Here is a 19,304-nt window from a genome sequence, read left to right as displayed (position 1 = left end):
TAATATAAATAAGGTGTTGAGTGAAATAGTATGGCATGAAAACAACCAAATACGGCATTCAGCTTAAGCAAATGGCTTATGTACTGCCATCATGTAATTGACATCGACATTTTGAGCCAGCCAGTAGCGCTTGGTCAGCGGATTATAATGCAAGCCAATAATATCTTGACGTGTAAATCCAGCGTCAATTGCCATTTTGTCTAGCTCAGCTGGCGTAATGAATTTGGCATAGTCATGAGTGCCGCGATCGAGCAAGCGCAATACATACTCTGCCCCAACGATGGCAAATAGATATGATTTAGGGTTTCGATTGATCGTCGATAGCACGCAAACACCGCCTGGTGCCAATAACTCAAAACACGCCTGTACAATCGAGCTGGGATCAGGCACATGCTCGAGCATCTCCATGCAAGTCACCACATCGAACTGACCTGCATGAGTTTTGGCCAATTCTTCTACTGGGATATGCTGATAGCGCAACGTCTCATGTAAAGCGCTTTGCTTTGCATGCAGCGCTGCCGCTTTTAGATTTTCGGTACCCAAATCAATCCCTGTCACATCCGCACCGCGACGTGCCATAGACTCTGACAATATACCACCGCCACAGCCGACATCGAGCACTTTTTTTCCAGCCAAGCCTGTTTCAGCCGTTTTATGAATGTCCGTATCAGCACTGTCATTTTGATAACTGCGCTTGACGCTTTCTTCTATCCAATTTAAACGCAGTGGATTTATTTCATGCAAAGTCGCAAATGCACCCGTCTTGCTCCACCATTCGCTTGCCAACTTATTAAATTTGTCGACTTCGCTAGGATCTACATTAATGGCGGTAGGCGTTGTATCATCAAGACTGCTGTTTGCTTGCTCATTCAAAGAAGGCGAGGAAGATGGAGCTGAGCTCATTGCATTTTTCCTTTATTGTCATTATCGTTGTAATCATATACAGTGCACAATTATGTACCTAATATTAGCATGAGAGCGGCAGCTTTGTCGTGAGTACATCGTCAGCGATTGTGAATACTTTTAGCAAACGTTCATATTTTCTGTACCGTTTTTTTAGAGGATAGATGCCTCAAACAGCCCAAAACCTAAATAATAAAACGCTAAAAAAATTCCAAAAAATGCGGTGAAATAAGCCTTAAATAATGGCTCACAGCTTTACAACCATTAGTTAAGAATCGGATTCACAAGCGACCATGTTTTACGTTATTATAGTCGATACGTCACTATAGTTCGATTATACTCGACGCTGTCTCGTTTGGGCACTTTAAAAACCTGTGCGCTATACCCAAAACCATACGATACTAAAACATCTCAACAAACCCTAAGTTTTCACACCTCAAGGATAAAGTATGAAACGTGTCATCACACTGACTGGTCTGGCCATGGCCATTGGACTTGCCACTATGGGCGCACAAGCTGCCGACTATGTCGCCGGAAAAGACTATCGCGTGCTAGACAATCCAGAAAAAATCAGCGGTGATGCTATCATTGTTCGTGAGTTTTTTTGGTATGGTTGCCCGCATTGTAACGTTCTTAACCCGCACATGGAAAAATGGGCTAAAAACAAAGACAAAGACGTTGCCTTTTTCAAAACGCCAGCAGCGCTTAACCCTGTCTGGGAAGCCAACGCTCGTGGTTTCTATGCCGCTCAGCTGCTAGGGTTTGAAGACAAGACTCATGACGCGCTATTTGATGCCATTCACAAAGATGGTAAGAAAATCTTTGACCAATCATCATTAAGCAAATGGTATGCATCGAAAGGCGTTAATGAGAAGAAATTCAATAGCCTTTATAATTCATTCGCCGTTGGTACGAAAATTGGTCGTTCACAAGCAGGCGCTAAGCGTTATCAGCTCTCTGGTGTGCCAGCAGTCGTCGTGCAAGGCAAATACGTTGTCACTGGTGAAAGTGCCACTGTACCTAAAGTCGTTGACTATTTGGTTGACAAAGTGCGTGCTGAAAAGAAATAAGTTAAGTACTAATATAAATTAGGTACCGTTATAAATTAGGGACTAGCATTTATCTACAAGTGTCATTTGTAGCTAAATGCTCTTACCCATAAAAAAGCCAATCACTTGATGATTGGCTTTTTGCATTTGCAGACTACATTAATTTATAAGTGGAGATATTGTATAAATAGTGGTCAAAGTTATTTAGCCGCTATCATCTTATTATTTTTCTTTTTTCAATTGCGACAAAATAGTGACTTCACGAATATAACTGGCTAAATCCGCTTTAGACTCTGCCATCAGCTCATCATCTTGGGTATGCTTGGCGTACTCAATCCATAACAGTAATTGATACATACTATTTTGTTCAGATGCTTGGTATTGTTTAACGAACTGCTTAAGCGTCCCTTCATCATTAATATTTAAACGCTCAAACCAACTTTCTATTTTTGAGACTTGTTCTTTAGGGAAAAACGCATCAAATAATGCTTTTACCAATTCGTGGCGGTTTTCTTCACTAATCAGCTTACCAACGCGCTTGGTTTGGCGAATACGAGCATTAGCGCTGGTGATATCGGCCAATGCCATGAGTTCTGCCATAAAATAGTCACTGGCTGGCAGATTTTTGAGTTGCTTTTTCGATAAGCTGGCAAGTGGTATCGACAACTTCTGCAAGCGCTCATGGGCTTTTTTGAGTTCAGTGCGCGAGACGCGCATATCCTGTTCTTTCCAGTCAATCATAAAAGCTTTCCAAAATAATAAATAATAAAATTAACAGGGACATGTCCTCATTTTAGAAATAGTAATAAAAATGAAGATATGCCCCAGTGTTTACCAATAACTACCAACGATTTTTTTCACGATGTTTCGCCAGCACTTTTATACTTTGCGGCATAACATCGGCAAGACGACGTTGTAAATTATCGGTGATGAATACTGAACGATGCTTACCACCAGTACAGCCAATAGCCACTGTCACTGTATGGCGGTTATTGTGTAAAAATTCGGGTAACCAACGGGTTAAAAACTTATCTATATCATCAGTCATCTCAGCCACTTCTGGATAGTCGGCAAAAAATGCGGCAACTTCCGTGTCTAGACCTGTCGAAGTACGCAATTCAGGATTCCAATGCGGATTCGGCAAAATTCTCACATCAAAGACAAAATCTGCATCAATAGGACTGCCATATTTAAAGCCAAAAGACAGCAGATTAATCACAATCTGATTGTCCACGCCGACATGTTCACGCAAGCTGTCTTTCAATTGATGAATATTCAAATTGCTGGTATCAATTCTGATATCGGCATGACCTGCGATAGGCTCTAACAGCTCCACTTCTTTTTTAATCGCGGCAGGTAGATTAAAAGCAATATGCTTGGCATTATCACTATCGATATCCTGTGACATCAGCGGATGTACGCGGCGTGTCGCATTAAAACGTGCTATCAAAGTACTTTCTTGCGCGGTCACATACACCACTTTGACCGCATGCGCCCCGTATGTTTTTTTTAGGGATGCATGCATCTCTGCAAACTTGGATAGATCCGCTCGCGGTGTTCGAATATCAACGCCAAGCGCAATACGACGAATCCCACTTTCATTGACCAGTTTATGCGCAGCATCCGGCAATAAGGATAACGGTAGGTTATCAATAGAATAATATCCTAAATCTTCTAAGATATTTAATACTGAGGTTTTACCTGAGCCTGAACGCCCTGATACCACTAGGATACTGAGCTTATCGGTTGCTATTTTACACGCTGCCTGCTCAGATTGACTGTTATTTTCACCCTGACTCACATCCATGATTCACCCATTCTAGTCCATTGCATCCTGCAAATTACTATGTCACAACGATTGATCCACCGTCACCAATTGATTGTCTAACAAACGTGCACGTCCCAGCCAAGCAGCGACTAAAATCATCAAACTCTTATTTTCTACATTAAAAGTTACAGTATCATTAGTGAGTGACTCTAGCGTATCGGTTTTAATGTCTAAATAATCAATAATGAAGCCAGCATCCGTAATATGCTGATGCGTTTCTGCTAGCAACAACTGAACAACTTGTTGGCTCTGTTCGCCTTTTTCTAACTGCTTTGCCAAATATTGTAGCGCTTGATGGATAACAGGTGCTACCTCACGTTCAGTGGCACTTAAATATTGGTTACGCGATGAGAGCGCCAAACCATCTGCAGCGCGGACAATAGGTGCCCCTATAATTTCAATGGGATAACTTAAATCACGTACCAATTGCTTAATAATCGCTAATTGTTGATAGTCTTTTTGTCCAAAAACAGCCATATCCGGTTGTACGATATTGAACAGTTTAGAGACGACAATACCAACACCGTCAAAATGCCCAGGGCGTGATTGACCACATAATTGAGTGGTAATAGCTCCCGCGAGAACGGAGGTCGGTGGCGGTAAGACTGGGTACATCTCTTCAATACTGGGCGCAAACACATAATCAGTATCGACCGTTGCTAGCTTAGCGACATCCTCATCAAGCGTGCGAGGATAACTATCAAAGTCCTCTCCCGCGCCAAATTGAGTAGGGTTGACAAAAATACTAACCACCACGATATCAGCATGTTGCTTGGCTATTTTTACTAATTCAAGATGACCGGCATGCAGATTGCCCATCGTTGGCACTAAAGCGATGCGCTGTGGGCCATCTTGATTGTCATTTTTTTGTCCACGATAAGACTGTAAAGCCGTACGCAATGCGGAGATATGATGATGAATGATTGGCATGGTTAACTATTCTTCTACTGATAATCGTAAAAACTAACTATTAATTGAATTGATGCTGTTCGGTTGGGAAACTGCCTTCACGTACTGACTGTTGGTAAAGGGCAAATGCGCCTTCGATACTGCGCGCGCTATTACGTTCATCGGTCAAAAAGTCATGAATAAAGCGCGGGACACGGCCGTGCGTCATACCTAGCATGTCATGCATGACCAACACTTGACCATCCGTATCTGCACCAGCACCAATCCCAATAACTGGCACTGCAACGGCTTCCGTCACTGCTTTTGCAAGCTCAGCAGGTACGCACTCTAACACTAGCAGCGCAGCACCTGCCGCAACGACTGCTTTCGCATCAGCAAGCAATTTATCAGCCGCTTCGTCACCACGACCTTGGATTTTATAACCACCAAACACATTGACTGATTGCGGTGTTAATCCTAAATGCACACAAGTAGGCGTCCCTGCTTGCGCCAAAGTCGTGATTAAATCGCAAAGCTCACTACCGCCTTCAATCTTAATCACATGCGCGCCCGACTGCATCAGCTGGCGACTATTGGCAACCGCTTCTGGTAGGGTGACATAGCTCATAAATGGTAGGTCAGCCAAAATCAGCGCGTGTTTATTGCTACGGGCAATATTGGCCGTATGGTAAGCCATATCATCGACCGTAACAGGTAACGTTGAGTCATGACCTTGCACCACCATGCCCAAACTGTCACCGATTAAAATCGTATCAATCTCTGCTTTTTCCATCATGCGTGCAAACATCGAGTCATAGCACGTTAAGCAAGTGAACTTGGTGCCGTCTTTTTTAAATTTTTTTAAAGTAGATAACGTCGTCATATGATCCTCGATTAACCTTTAGTACCTTTAGTACCTTTAGTACCTTTAGTACCTTTAGTACCTTTAGTACCTTTAGCTATTATTCTGATTGTGATCAAAATTTTTAGCAATCGTTTGGTATAGGTGATTCACCTTAAAAGAGGTAAGCGTTTTCACTCTTTTATAGTAGATTGGCTACAGTAATTTTAAGCCTGTCCAATCTTTGCTAGGCGGATAGTCATCTATCGACTTGCTAGCAATGATAAGCGCTGGAGCTAACTCTCGCAGTGGTAATAAGACAAAATTACGCTCAAACAATCCAGCGTGCGGTACGGTTAATTGTGGCTCAGTGATTTGCGCCTCACCGTATAACAAAATATCGACATCCAAACTACGCTCACCCCAACGCCGTATTCGTGCACGCTTAGCCTCTTTTTCTAACTGTTGACAGTAAGCAAGCAACTCAAAAGGCGGCAATATCGTCTCAAACTCAGCGACGGCATTAACAAAATCAGGCTGATCTTGCGGCCCCATAGGCGCTGAAGCATAAAACGAAGAAACACGAACCGCACGTATTTGCTTATGCTCTTGCATCGCTGCGATTGCCTGCTGCAAATGTTCTACTGGTGAACCCAAGTCGTTAGACAAATTGCTACCCAAACCTACGTAGCAGGTTACCCAATTCGCGTTGCCCGCATCGTCAGTAATATTAGACATTGTCATTACTAGGCTGGCGACGGCGACGTTTCGATGGGATAGGGCCTTTATTGTCATTCACACTACTCATACCAACATTGCCGTTAGCAGCTTGGCTGGTTTTAGCAGAATTTGCTTCTGTCGTTCTGGCTGGTTTTTTAGCGCTTGCAGGTGTCGTAACCTTCGCCACTTTTTTGCGCTCAACCGTTTTTTTAGCCGGAACATCTGTTTTATCAGTAGGCTTGGCTGCTGGCTTAGGTGCTTTTTTTGCATACTTTGCTGCAGCTTTAACGTCGTTGTTAGTCGTTACTTGCGTCTCTGTATTACTAGCAAGATTTATACTATCTACACTCGGCTGACGACGGCGACGCTTATGCGGTATCGGCTCGTTATTCATACTGACAAGCGCAGGCGATCTTGCTACCGAACGAGCCACAGATGAAGGCATAACCTCTGACTGTGTTGCTTTTGGCTGCTGAGCTTGATTTGAGCGATCAGGTTTACTATCAGCCTTACTACTATAAGAATTGGCATCAGAACTGGCATCCTGATTTTTTAGCGCTTTCTCAGCCAATACACTCTTATGGGCAGGTTTTTTCTGCGCCGTCTCTTGACGACTATCAGGCTTATCACGATTTGATAGCTGCTTCTGTAATGGCGGCACGACTTTTTCATGCTCGATTACAAAAAGTGGTACAGGCTTGGAATGATGGCGTTTATTTGCCGCTTGGTTGCTGCTATTGGCAAGAGATAGCAGTCGTAACTGAGCAAGCTCATGACTATCTTGACTTACTTGCTGCGATTCATAGTGCTTGTTGTTACTGCCACCAGATTGCTTAACAGAGTCTGATTGACTGGCAGCGCGGCGACGGCGTGCTGGAATATTTGACGGGTCATTTACCATATTCTGATCATTCCTACCCTGCTCAGCAGTATCATTGGCTTTGCTGTGCTTGGTATTTTTTTGATGAGATATTGAGTGATCGATGCTATTTGACTCTGAATTTTGACGATTACGCCCACGACCACGCTGCGCTTGTTGCCCTTTTTTATAGGCACCGCGACGAATATTTTCATCAAAACCATCAATGGCTTGCTGCTGCTCTCGTTCAGACAATGTCTGATACGTCTGCCACCAATCGCCCATACCATTGGTCGACTCTGATAACGGATGCTCAGCATCACCGCATTGCTCACGCAATAATAAAAAGTCAAAACCTGCGCGAAAACGTGGATGCTCAGAGAGTTGGACGATTTGTTTGCTACGCGGGGCTGCAAGTCTTGGCTGCAATATCCAGATATCACGGATAAACTGCTCTGCAAATTTAGGAATCGCGGTCTTGATACGTTGACGATCAATCACTTTACCAGCGGCGTGCATTTGCGCTTCAGCAAACGGCATATTGCGCTTCTTGGCTTTTGCCAACTGATGCAGATAGTTTTCCCATAATAGCGCAGCATAAAAGAACGCCGGATTGATACTTTTGCCCGCAGCAATACGTTTGTCGGTATTAATAGCGACTTGATTGACCAGTGCACTTGGCTCAGATGGTGGGTAGATGATTAAGCTATCAATCGCGCCCGACTCAAACAATAGCGGCAATAATGGCACCAGATAACCACCAGTAAACATTTTTTGGGTTTCATCATAGAGACGATGCGGTGATATTTGCTCAAGCAATGCCCAATTGCCATCATGAAACTGATCGGCTAACTCGTCATCAAACTCAAAACCGAGCTTGGCTTTGAAACGTAAAGCACGCAACAAACGTACTGGATCTTCTTCGATACGCACTGGCGCATGGCCGAGCAGACGAATGATTTTATTATCAATGTCGTCAAGCGCACCGCAAAAATCATGAACCACACCTTTAAGCGGTTGATAATAAAGCGCATTAATAGAGAAATCGCGACGAGAGAAGTCTTGTTTGATATCACCCCAAACATTATCACGCAGGATCATACCGTCTTGATTGGTATTAGCATCATTGGTTGGTGGACCACGGAAGGTAGCAACCTCAATCAACTCACGGCCTGAATACACGTGCGCCAACTGAAAGCGGCGACCGATAATGCGGCAGCGCTTTCCAAAGACATCTTTGATCTCATGCGGCTTGGCATCGGTGACAGCGTCAAAGTCTTTTGGACGTAAACCCAATAAGGTATCACGCACGCCGCCACCGACGATATAGGCATCAAACCCAGCTCGGTTTAAGGTGGCAATCACTTCAGTAATGGAATTGGGTAATTCAGATTTATTCAGTTCTAACTGCTTGGCGGCACGCTCGGCCATGCATCTACTCCTCGCCGGTATTCTTTAACCACCCCTGATGAACACAGCGTTTATCAGGCGGATGTACCTGCTAGTTTAACAAATTTTGCGCCTAGTAGGTGTGTTATGACTGATACTTACGTGCTATTTTGTCAATATTGGGGTTAATTAAAGCAAAATACTGCCCTTAATCTTGTACGCGTAAACGTCCTCGATTTTTCTCAACCGTTTTTGCACCAATACCTTTGACCTTTGCTAACTCATCCACTGTCTTAAAATCACCAAACATCTCACGATATAAAATAATCGCTTGGGCTTTGCTGCTGCCGATACCGTTTAATGAAACGAGCTCGCCTTCACTAGCACGATTGATATTTACAGTGGCTTGGTCACGTACCTGTATTTTGGCACTTTCTTGCGCCAATAGATATTCATAAGCCCTTTGAGGATTATCAAAACAAGGCGCAGCTTGAACACTGTTCAACATAAAAACCGCCAATATTAGACTGAAAACAGCCATATTGATCAAGCTAACAAACGAGGTCTTATGATAAGCGTTCATGACGATCGTTCATGTTGTTTCGCCGCTTCCCACAGTGCATCCATCTCTGTTATATCGCTGTCTTCTAAACACTTACCAGCCGCGGCTAACTGCGCTTCAATATAACCAAAACGTGATTTAAATTTATGCACACACGTTAAAGTGGCTGCTTCTGCATCAAGATTGAGTTTACGGGCGACATTGACGAGCGCAAACATACAATCACCCAGCTCTTTTTCAATATCGCTAATATTGGCTTTGCTTATGTCATATTCAGCAGCATCTTTTGATTTATCTATCAATTCAGCCTTTAACTCGGCAACCTCTTCATCTAGCTTATCAAAAGCACCGCTAACGCCCTCCCAGTCAAACCCTAACTTTGACGCCTGTTTTTGCACATCTTGCGCTTGCATGAGCGCACTGCCCGCTTTGGTATTGTCTAAACGACGTTTTGGTTTGCCTCGTGCCGCGCGCGCTTGCTGCTCCTCTGCTTTAATCTCATCCCAACGAGCTTTTACCGCCGTGTCATCTTCAAGGGTTTCAGCCTCAAACACATGTGGATGACGACGAATGAGCTTTTCTTGTAAAGTGGTGATAACATCGCTCATGCCAAAACGACCTTGCTCCGCATACATCTGACAATGAAACACCACTTGCAGTAGCACATCACCAAGCTCGCCTTTGATATCCTCATCGTCATTACTTTGTACCGCCTCGCCTAGCTCATAAGCCTCTTCGATCGCATAGGGAATTAGGCTGTGATTGGTTTGCTTTTTATCCCACGGACAGTCAACACGTAGCCGCGCCATCAAAGCCAATAAACCGTCTAATTCACCACTAGCAGTTGGCGTTCCTTGTGCTGGCGTAGGCGCTACTATTTTATTGTCGAGAGTATTCATAAGGGAGGCTCTTATATTTTTGCTTATCGTTCAATTTAGCAGTTAGTGTATCATTGAACCTTGATTGGCTTATAATCGTGCTATCTATTTTATTATTTTACCACTGCACACGCGCAAGGAATTTTATCATTATGTCTACGTCTGCGACCATTCATTATCAGCCAGAAACTGCATTTAATCCCATTATTATTGATTCATTTAAAGCTTATGATATTCGCGGCGAGCTTGGGGTAAATCTAAACGAAGCCATTGCTTACCGTATTGGTCGTGCTTTTGCACAGATTTTATTTCAGCATTATGGTACGGCGGTTGAGGCTCATGACAATGATATGGTAAATCTAAAACCTGCCATCGTTATTGGTAGTGACATTCGTCATTCAAGCGAGCAGTTAAAACAAGCGACCATCGCTGGTATTGTAGATGCTGGTGTCGATGTGATTGACTTGGGCATGAGCGGTACAGAAGAGGTCTATTTTGCCACCAGTTATTATCAGGCATTGGGTGGTATTGAGGTCACAGCCAGCCATAATCCTATTAACTATAATGGCTTAAAATTGGTTAAGGAACATTCAAAGCCGATCAGTGGCGATGATGGTTTGGCAGAGATTCAAGCATTGGCAGAGTCTGGGCAATTTATTACTAAAAACCGATCAGGAGCCTTGCAGTTATTAACTGATAAAAGCGCTTATATCAATCATGTCATGACTTTTATTGATACCGATAAGCTCAAACCCCTCAAATTAGTGATTAACTCAGGCAATGGCAGTGCAGGGCCTGTGGTTGACTTGTTGATTGCAAAGCTTGCACAAGCTGGTGCGCCAATTGAAGTGATTAAACTGCACCATACACCAGATGGTAGCTTCCCCAATGGCATCCCCAATCCTATGATTGAAGCCAATAGAGTGGCGACTCAACAAGCTGTTTTGGAAAATAAGGCCGACCTTGGCATTGCCTTTGATGGCGACTTTGACCGCTGCTTTTTATTCGATGAACATGGTGAATTTATTGATGGCAGTTACATCGTCGGCATGCTCGCTCAAGCATTTTTGAATAAGCATCAACAACAAGGGCAGAATGAGTCAATCGTCTACGATCCACGTGTCATTTACAATACTGAAGCAGTGATTAAGGAACATAACGGTAAGGCTGTCATCAGTAAATCTGGACATTCATTTATTAAGCAAGTCATGCGTGACTCGGGCGCTGTTTATGGCGGCGAGATGTCTGCGCACCACTATTTCCGTGACTTTTTCTATTGCGATAGCGGCATGATCCCTTGGTTATTAACCATTGAGCTGTTGTCTGTCACTGGTAAGACTTTATCAGAATTGGTTACTGGCTATATTCAAGCATATCCAAGTTCAGGCGAGCTTAATTTTCGTCTCACCACTCATGATGCTCCAACGATTATTAGCGCTATTGAGGAAAAATTTAGCAGCGAAAATCCGACCAAATCAACCCTTGATGGCTTAAGTCTTAACTTCGGCGAGTGGCGCTTTAATCTGCGTACCTCAAATACCGAGCCACTTATTAGATTAAACATTGAAAGTCGTGGCAATGAAGAATTGTTAGCTATTAAAGTTAAAGAGATTCAACAGTGGCTAGCGACACAAGGTGCTGTACCAGCGTAAACGAATACGATTTAATATGGGTGATTTCGACTAAAAATCAAAAAAGCTCGCTGATAATTATCAACGAGCTTTTTTGATGACAGAAAAACTGAAATAAAGCTATTTAGACCGACCAATGCCCATATAGTCGCCTACCAGACTATCGATCTGCAATCGTGTCAGTGCATTTTGCGCATCAAATACTGGCATCGCGTGTTGATTAAGCTTGGCAATATCTAGTTGATCTTGTGGCGACCAACTAATAATAAAAATCGCCTGTGCGGCACTTAGCTGCTGATAAGGATTATTAATCAATTGCAGTAATGATTGCTGCTGATAAAGCATGGCAAGTTCATCTTGTGCTTTATCGCTATAAACCAAAGTACGAATATTATAAGACCATAATAACGCTAGCAATGGATGTATGGCTGAGCCTGCGGTACGTCCTGAGCCTGATTTATAACTACCGCCCCAAATCATCACCGTTTTATTGTCAATAAATCCATCAAAATATTGCCAGAATTTACGGAATATCAGCTCTTTTTGATCTTCGTTGATGTGCATGACTGACTGCAACAGCGGCATCTCTAAACTGTGCGTTTGGCTGGACTGTTGTAATTTAGCCAGCTCGGTCGGTAGTGTGTTACCACCAAAGCCCCAGCCTGCTTGCAGATAACTGCTGCCGACCCGCGCGTCTAGCCCCATGATACGACTGACTTGCTTGATATCTACCTGTTGACTGTCCGCCAAGCGTGACATCTCATTCATAAAACTCACTCGCGTCGCCAGCATCGCCATGATACTGCTACGGGCAAACTCTATCGTTGCGATATCAGCGTGATGAGCGGCACGCGCATGCTGCATTAACGGCTTCAATACTTCTAGATGCTGGCTACTATTGGCTGTTTTTTCACCAAGCAACCACAGTGAGGGATTTAACATTGAGCTATAAGCATCACCGTCTTGCAAGAATACAAACGGCACATAGTAGACCCACGCGCGCTGCAAATTTTGCGCCAGTGCTGAGACCACCCCTAGTTTCTCAATGCCACTTATAATCACGGGTAGCGATTGCTGATGACTATGGTTGAAGGCAGTAATCCAGCTGGCTTCTGCCCATACTGGCTTGATACTGTCTAAAAATAACCAATACAGCGCAACGGTGCTTTGGTCGTCAATCTTACTAATCTCATTGCTCTCATTGATGTGACGACTGTCACTAAAATTTGTCGTTTCATAATATTGTATTAACGTGTCAGCGCTAGCTGGTAATGCTGTACTGATAATAACCTGCTGCTGCTCGTACATCTGCCACAGTGCTTGTAAATGATGCTCAAAGCCGTATTGTTGTATTTGCTGCGTCAATAGCTCAATATCTGCATAAAAATGCACGCGCTGACCGAGACTTGCCAGCACCACGGCGCTAGTAATGGCCTCAATGCTATGACCAATAAGCACACAAACTTGCTTGCTTGCAGTGCTTTGTGATTTAGATTCATGCGTATATTTAGGTGTATTGTCATTTATAGAAACAGCGCTCATGCGTTCACCTTTAATGATTATTGACTTAGTAGCAAAACGATCAAGACAACTGCTGAATATGTTTTAACAGCTGGTTAGTAGAGCTGTCAAACTGACTCTCACCTGCTTGCTGCATGGCAACATGAACGGACTCTGCCATCTGCTTACCCATCTCAACGCCCCATTGATCAAACGGGTTAATATCCCAAATGCTGGCCATGACATAGACTTTATGTTCATAAAGCGCAATCAGCGCTCCCAAACTATGCGGCGTCAGCTCATCGATTAGCAATGTCGTTGATGGCTGATTGCCACGGTAATATTTGTATTTATCAGCGGCAGAAGCTACTTGAACCTCAGACTCTTGGAGCGCGGCATTACCAAAAGCCAGCACTCGGCTCTGTGCTAGACAATTGGCCAAAGACAGCTCATGCTGCTGCTGTAATGGCGCGTTTTGCGATTGACCACTATAGCGGCGCACACAAGCGATAAAGTCACAAGACACCTGCTGTGTGCCTTGATGTAGCAACTGATAAAAGGCATGCTGCGCATTGGAGCCAATCTCGCCCCACAGAATTGGACAGGTATCATAATCAATATGATCACCGTGTTGGGTGACCGATTTACCATTACTCTCCATCTCAAGCTGGGTTAAGTAGCTTGGTAAATAGCTAAGACGACCATCATAGGGCAATACGGTATGAGCATTCACTTGTAAAAAGGTACTGTTCCAAACAGCAAGCAAACCCAACAATACTGGTAAGTTTTCTGCAAAATCAGCCTGAGCAAAGTGCTCATCCATACTATGCGCACCAGCTAATAACGCTTTAAACCCTGCCATGCCGATACGAATGGCAATCGCCAATCCAATCGCCGACCATAAAGAAAAACGCCCACCAACCCATTCCCAAAGCTGTAGCTGATGCTCAGGATGAATACCCCAAGCACTCATTTTTTCGCTGTTAGCGGAGATACCAATAAAATGGCGGCGTAGCACACTGTCTTCAGTACCTGCACGCCGCTTGGCAGTGGCAAGCAGCCATGATAATGCTGTTTTAGCATTAGATAACGTATCAACCGTACCAAAGGATTTAGATGAAATAATAAACAAGGTGGTCTCAGGATTGAGGTGCTTGAGCAAGTTATCAAGCTGAGTACCGTCCATATTAGAGACGAAATGTACTTCAATGTCGGTATCTGCCCACTCATCTAGCGCGGTCGTCGCCATAAGCGGGCCAAGATCAGAGCCACCAACGCCAATATTGACCACATCCGTAATAGCTTGACCAGAAAATCCGCGCCATGTACCACTACGGACACGTTCAGATAAACGTGCTACTTGCGATAGACTATCATGCACATCAGCGACGACATTTTGCCCATCAACGTCTAGTTTGGCAGACTCTGGCAATCGTAGTGCTGTATGCAAGGCAGCACGCTCCTCGCTAGTATTGACCATCGCACCTTGCATAAGTGCATCAATCCTTGTGGACAATTCACAGCTTTCTGCTAACTGCAAAAGACTTGCCAGTACCTGCTCGTCAATACATTGCTTGCTATAGTCCATATATAGCGCGCCAGCCTGCATGCTAAAGCGCGTTGCACGACTGTCATCTTGTGCAAACAAAGCTGCCAGTGACCATGGCTGCTTTGCTAGCATTTGTAGCTGCTGCCAGTATGTAGAGTTTCGAGCACTTTTATAAGCGCTATTGCCCTTTATCTCAGCCATCAGCTATTCATCTTCTACTAATTGCTGCTCGGCAAAATATATAAATGCTTGCATGTATGAGCGCATATCGCCTGCATCATAGCTGTCGCCGCGCATGGTCGTGACATTCACGCCGTATTCACTAATCAACGCATCAATCGCATCGGTCAGCTGAATTTCACCACCGACCGAGGCTTTGGTATTGGCCAGATAGTCAAAAATGTGATTGCTAAAGACATAACGACCAACGACTGCTAACTTAGAAGGAGCATCGGCTAAGTTAGGCTTTTCTACAAATCCTGCGACTTTGAAGCTGGCATTACTATCTGCTTCACCATCTTCCCTGCTCTCCTCACTAAACGCTTCATGCAGTTTGGCAATACCATATTTATGCACATCTTCATCAGCGACTTTATCGACCAATATCTGTGAATGGTTATCTTCAGCAAAAGCATCAATCATAAAGGCTAAGTTATCAGCAGCCATATCGCCCGTAAAAGGATCAAGTACAACGTCGGGCAATAATACGGCAAAATCATGCTCACCAATAATGGGACGAGCCGCGAGTACCGCATGACCCAAACCTAATGCCTTGCCTTGGCGTATCATCGATACAGTCACATCGTCTGGCAGCCAGTTTAAGCTATCGGCTAGCTCATCTTTACCTTTTTGGCGCAGTTGATTGTCCAACTCAGCATTGATATCGAAGTAGTTTTCAATCGCGCTCTTTTGTGCATGACCAACCAAGACAATATGCTTAATACCAGCAGCAATCGCCTCTTCAACCACATAGTGAATAGCGGGACGGTTACCAAGTGGCAATAGCTCTTTTGGCACGGATTTAGATAGCGGTAGCATACGGGTGCCAAAGCCAGCGACAGGGATAACGGCGTGGGTGATTTTTTTCATAATGTTTAAACTGTATTAAAAGAGAATAAGATAAAAATTATATTTTATAAAAACTAAGCTAGATTATAGCCATTCGGATTCATACTTTGCCAACGCCAGCTATCTTGGCACATCTTAGTAATTGATAATTTTGCTTGCCACTCTAACAGGTTTTTCGCTTTATCAGCACTCGCGTAGCAGCTGGCTATGTCACCTGCGCGGCGTTCTGCAAATTGATAAGGAATTTTTTGCCCAGTGACATTCTCAAAAGCAGTGACCAACTCTAAAACTGAGCTACCCTTGCCAGAGCCAAGGTTAATCGGTAAAAATCCTACTGGTGCCACTTGACGCTCTAAATAATTTAACGCAGCGACATGACCTTGCGCCAGATCAGTGACATGGATAAAGTCACGTACCCCTGTACCATCTAAAGTAGGATAGTCTTTACCAAAGATACTGAGTTTTTCAAGCTTACCAACAGCGACTTGCGAGATATAAGGCATCAAATTATTTGGGATATCATTAGGGTCTTCGCCAATCTGCCCTGACAGATGTGCCCCTACTGGATTAAAGTATCTAAGAGGTATCAAGTTCCAACTGTCGTCGGATACAGCAAGATCTTCTAAGATATGCTCGACCGTCAGTTTACTTTGTCCATAAGGGTTTGTACAAGAACGCGGTGAATTCTCGTCAATAGGCAGCGATTCGGGATCACCATAGACAGTGGCAGATGAAGAAAACACTAGGCTTTTGACATTAAATTTAGCCATAATCTCTAGTAAAGTAATGGTGCCACTGACATTATTGTTATAATACATCAGCGGCTTGGCAACGGATTCACCAACCGCTTTTAGACCTGCAAAGTGAATCACGCCAAAAAACTGATGCGCTGAGAATACTTGTTTAAGTGACTCAGCATCACGAATATCGCCTTCGATAAACTCAATCGGCTGACCAATGAGAATAGAGACACGATTGATTGCTTCACGGCTACTATTAGATAAATTATCATAAACCACAATCTCATAGCCAGCTTCATGCAAGGCGATACATGTATGAGAGCCTATATATCCAGCACCGCCAGTGACTAATATTTTATTTTTCATAATATCGACCCATTATTTTTAAAGCTATTATTTTTCGAAGTAGGTATTCGTTTTTACTCGTAAATGCAACTATACTGGGAACGACGAAACATTGCCAACGTAAATACCCCAATCATGACTATCTGCCCTTACGCTATCAATCTAAGCCAGCCAACATATTATGAAATTTAACGCTTACATCCGACCGCTACTATTAGGTTATTATAAACATAATCGTCAGCCAAAACAGCGTTTGGCGTTAGTCCTTGGTATGCTGCCATGGCAGGATTTGGTCGGTGACTGGGTATTAGAGTCGTCACATATCCAAATACAACGGCACTTCAATCAACGCTATTTTGAGCTGTGGTTAAAACCATTCATCAATCGCGTGAATCCCGTCATCTATATTTGGGGTTATAAAGCACCTGATTATTTTATTGAGTACATACGCGAGCAAGAACTAGATATTTTCTTTTTAGAAGACGGATTCATTCGTTCTGGCTCTGATGATGAATCAGGCGCTCCACCATTGTCTATTGTAATGGATAGCCAAGCGCCCTACTTCGATACCACTCGCCCAAATGACTTAACTGACCTCATAGCAAACTTTGATTTTGAACAGGATGGCTATGATAAGACATTGGCTCAAGAGATACTTGATTATTATGTGTCACATCGCGTGAGCAAATACAATCATCAGCCTTATGTCGATATAGCACCAATATATGGCGTTAAAGATAAAAAGCGGATTTTGGTATTAGGTCAAGTGCCGCATGATGATTCATTAAAGTACGGCGGCGGCATTGGTATTACATTGCTTGATGTGGTCAATCAGGCAATTGCAGAAAATCCTGATGCACAAATTATAGTCAAACCACATCCAATGACGCTTGATGATCACTCTATCGTTGATGAACTCACTGAGCTAGATTGCCTAATCCTTAACCAGTCTATTCATTTGGTCGACGCGTTAGAGACAGTCGATCACGTATATACGATTACGTCTTTGGGTGGATTTGAGGCGTTGTTAAGAGGCAAAAAGGTCACCGTATTAGGGCGACCTTTTTATTACGGCTTATGCTCTGATGATATAAAATCAAACACACCGTTACTTTCTCAGCTATTTTATATCTGCTATTATGCCTACAATCTTAATTATCACTAAAGTAGCCAAACACTCTTATCTAATTAATTCATACAAAAAGGTCATTCGATGAATTCCAAAAAAATCGCCATTATAGGGTTAGGTTACGTAGGTCTACCACTAGCTTGTGCGTTTGCAAAAAAATATGACGTTATAGGCTTTGATATAAATGAAACACGCATTAACGAGTTATCTAATAATATTGATAAAACTAGAGAAGTGACTAGCGAATATCTCAAAAACACTTCTCGTCTTACTTTTACTTCTGACACTAATGACCTAACCGCAGCAAACGTATTTATCATTACCGTACCAACACCAATTGATGATAATAACTTACCAGATTTGTCCCCATTGGTTAAAGCTTCTCAGATGTTAAGTAAAATTATTAAGCGAGATGATATCGTTATCTATGAATCAACAGTATATCCAGGTGCTACAGAAGAAGTTTGTATTCCTGAACTAGAGAAATCTGGTTTGATATTGAATGACGATTTCGGCGTAGGCTATTCTCCAGAACGTATTAATCCAGGCGATAAACTGCGCACAGTAGAGAACATCTTAAAAGTCACTTCAGGTTCAAACCCTTACTACACAGACATAGTGGATGAATTATATAGCTCAGTGATTACTGCTGGCACATTCAAGGCTTCCTCTATAAAAGTCGCAGAAGCATCTAAAGTTATTGAAAACACTCAGCGTGATGTCAATATTGCTTTGATAAACGAATTGGCCCTTATTTTCAACGAAGTTGGTATCGACACTCATGAAGTCATAGAAGCTGCTGCTACTAAATGGAACTTTATCAAGCTTATGCCTGGTTTAGTAGGTGGGCATTGTATTGGCGTAGATCCTTATTACTTGGCACACAAAGCATCATCTTTAGGATTAAATCCCAATTTAATTTTGACTTCTCGCGCAATCAACAACTCTATGAGTAAATTCGTTGCCGAACAAACCATCAAAAAGCTTATCTCATATGGGAAAAATATCAAAGATGCCCGTATTTTACTTTTAGGTGTTACCTTTAAAGAAAACTGTCCAGATGTCAGAAATACCAAAGTAACAGATATTGGTATTGAACTTGAGAAATATGGGGTAAGAATGACTTATTCCGATCCTTGGGTTACTGAAGAAGACTGGAATAGCCTAGATGTTGATTATATCGACTATGAAGATATTCAAGAGAATAGTTTTGACGCTGTTATTGTAGCTGTTAACCATTCAGATTTTGTTGGTGAAGATGACAGAATAGATGGATTTTGCACTAAGCCTAAAGTAGTTATCGATGTTAAAGGTGCATTAGTAAATCCAGACTGGCGTTTATAAGTACGTTATATCTCTGTAGGAAAGTAAGATAGTTAAAACTATCCTTACTTTCTTATTAATGTTATGGTTTTTAAAGTTCAG

Annotated in this window: 17 protein-coding genes; 4 read left to right on the top strand and 13 right to left on the bottom strand. The window is 43.0% G+C overall.

Annotation, left to right across the window (positions count from 1 at the left end):
* Positions 1–63: 63 nt before the first annotated feature.
* Entirely contained in the window at positions 64–903 is an 840-nt protein-coding gene (gene ubiG, locus I3257_RS06300) for a bifunctional 2-polyprenyl-6-hydroxyphenol methylase/3-demethylubiquinol 3-O-methyltransferase UbiG (protein WP_238049150.1), read from the bottom strand.
* Between the two features lie 449 nt (positions 904–1,352).
* On the opposite strand from ubiG, the gene I3257_RS06295 reads away from it, so the two are divergent.
* Entirely contained in the window at positions 1,353–1,973 is a 621-nt protein-coding gene (locus I3257_RS06295) for a thiol:disulfide interchange protein DsbA/DsbL (protein WP_045443155.1), read from the top strand.
* A 201-nt stretch (positions 1,974–2,174) separates the two neighbouring features.
* Here the strand turns inward: I3257_RS06295 and yjgA are convergent, their stop codons facing one another.
* From yjgA to mazG, 8 genes are all read right to left on the bottom strand, one after another.
* Positions 2,175–2,693 carry a ribosome biogenesis factor YjgA gene (gene yjgA / locus I3257_RS06290; protein ID WP_045443152.1) on the bottom strand — a complete coding sequence of 173 codons (519 nt, stop codon included), beginning with the start codon at positions 2,691–2,693 and terminating at the stop codon, positions 2,175–2,177.
* 100 nt (positions 2,694–2,793) lie between these two features.
* Entirely contained in the window at positions 2,794–3,759 is a 966-nt protein-coding gene (rapZ, locus tag I3257_RS06285) for an RNase adapter RapZ (RefSeq protein ID WP_238034384.1), read from the bottom strand.
* Positions 3,760–3,801: 42 nt separating this feature from the next.
* The gene (gene panC, locus I3257_RS06280; RefSeq protein WP_238049149.1) at positions 3,802–4,710 is read right to left on the bottom strand and encodes a pantoate--beta-alanine ligase; all 909 of its coding nucleotides are present in this window, start codon (positions 4,708–4,710) and stop codon (positions 3,802–3,804) included.
* Between the two features lie 40 nt (positions 4,711–4,750).
* A complete protein-coding gene (panB, locus tag I3257_RS06275) occupies positions 4,751–5,551 on the bottom strand; it encodes a 3-methyl-2-oxobutanoate hydroxymethyltransferase (protein ID WP_238049148.1) in 801 nt (266 codons plus the stop codon).
* Positions 5,552–5,725: 174 nt separating this feature from the next.
* Positions 5,726–6,247 (bottom strand): 2-amino-4-hydroxy-6-hydroxymethyldihydropteridine diphosphokinase, encoded by a 522-nt coding sequence (gene folK / locus I3257_RS06270; protein ID WP_238049147.1) that lies wholly within the window; start codon positions 6,245–6,247, stop codon positions 5,726–5,728.
* The gene (pcnB, locus tag I3257_RS06265; RefSeq protein WP_238049146.1) at positions 6,240–8,519 is read right to left on the bottom strand and encodes a polynucleotide adenylyltransferase PcnB; all 2,280 of its coding nucleotides are present in this window, start codon (positions 8,517–8,519) and stop codon (positions 6,240–6,242) included. Before pcnB ends, folK begins: the two co-directional genes overlap by 8 nt.
* Positions 8,520–8,685: 166 nt before the next feature.
* A complete protein-coding gene (locus I3257_RS06260; protein ID WP_227679013.1) occupies positions 8,686–8,985 on the bottom strand; it encodes a ComEA family DNA-binding protein in 300 nt (99 codons plus the stop codon).
* A 71-nt stretch (positions 8,986–9,056) separates the two neighbouring features.
* Positions 9,057–9,938, bottom strand: coding sequence for a nucleoside triphosphate pyrophosphohydrolase (gene mazG / locus I3257_RS06255; RefSeq protein WP_238049145.1), 882 nt, complete (start codon positions 9,936–9,938; stop codon positions 9,057–9,059).
* 131 nt (positions 9,939–10,069) lie between these two features.
* Here mazG and I3257_RS06250 point away from each other — a divergent pair, with 131 nt between their 5' ends.
* Positions 10,070–11,569 (top strand): phosphomannomutase CpsG, encoded by a 1,500-nt coding sequence (locus I3257_RS06250; RefSeq protein ID WP_238049144.1) that lies wholly within the window; start codon positions 10,070–10,072, stop codon positions 11,567–11,569.
* 99 nt (positions 11,570–11,668) lie between these two features.
* Here I3257_RS06250 and I3257_RS06245 read toward each other — a convergent pair whose 3' ends face one another.
* From I3257_RS06245 to galE, 4 genes are read right to left on the bottom strand one after another with little or no spacing between them, the layout of a single operon-like run.
* A complete protein-coding gene (locus I3257_RS06245; protein WP_193008451.1) occupies positions 11,669–13,090 on the bottom strand; it encodes a UDP-glucose/GDP-mannose dehydrogenase family protein in 1,422 nt (473 codons plus the stop codon).
* A gap of 40 nt (positions 13,091–13,130) precedes the next feature.
* Positions 13,131–14,798, bottom strand: coding sequence for a glucose-6-phosphate isomerase (gene pgi / locus I3257_RS06240; protein ID WP_238049143.1), 1,668 nt, complete (start codon positions 14,796–14,798; stop codon positions 13,131–13,133).
* Between the two features lie 3 nt (positions 14,799–14,801).
* Positions 14,802–15,686: a UTP--glucose-1-phosphate uridylyltransferase gene (locus tag I3257_RS06235; RefSeq protein ID WP_238049142.1), complete on the bottom strand. Its 885-nt coding sequence runs from the start codon at positions 15,684–15,686 to the stop codon at positions 14,802–14,804.
* A gap of 53 nt (positions 15,687–15,739) precedes the next feature.
* The gene (galE, locus tag I3257_RS06230) at positions 15,740–16,771 is read right to left on the bottom strand and encodes a UDP-glucose 4-epimerase GalE (protein WP_238049141.1); all 1,032 of its coding nucleotides are present in this window, start codon (positions 16,769–16,771) and stop codon (positions 15,740–15,742) included.
* A gap of 160 nt (positions 16,772–16,931) precedes the next feature.
* Here galE and I3257_RS06225 point away from each other — a divergent pair, with 160 nt between their 5' ends.
* Both I3257_RS06225 and I3257_RS06220 read left to right on the top strand, forming a co-directional pair.
* Entirely contained in the window at positions 16,932–17,915 is a 984-nt protein-coding gene (locus tag I3257_RS06225) for a hypothetical protein (RefSeq protein ID WP_238049140.1), read from the top strand.
* Between the two features lie 48 nt (positions 17,916–17,963).
* Positions 17,964–19,223 (top strand): nucleotide sugar dehydrogenase, encoded by a 1,260-nt coding sequence (locus I3257_RS06220; protein ID WP_201580718.1) that lies wholly within the window; start codon positions 17,964–17,966, stop codon positions 19,221–19,223.
* Positions 19,224–19,304 lie beyond the last annotated feature (81 nt).

The organism is Psychrobacter sp. Ps7, from assembly GCF_022129225.1.
GTDB classification, from domain to species: Bacteria; Pseudomonadota; Gammaproteobacteria; order Pseudomonadales; family Moraxellaceae; genus Psychrobacter; species Psychrobacter immobilis_A.
Note: the sequence above shows the minus strand (reverse complement) of the source record. Positions and strands in the feature narration are given on the sequence as shown.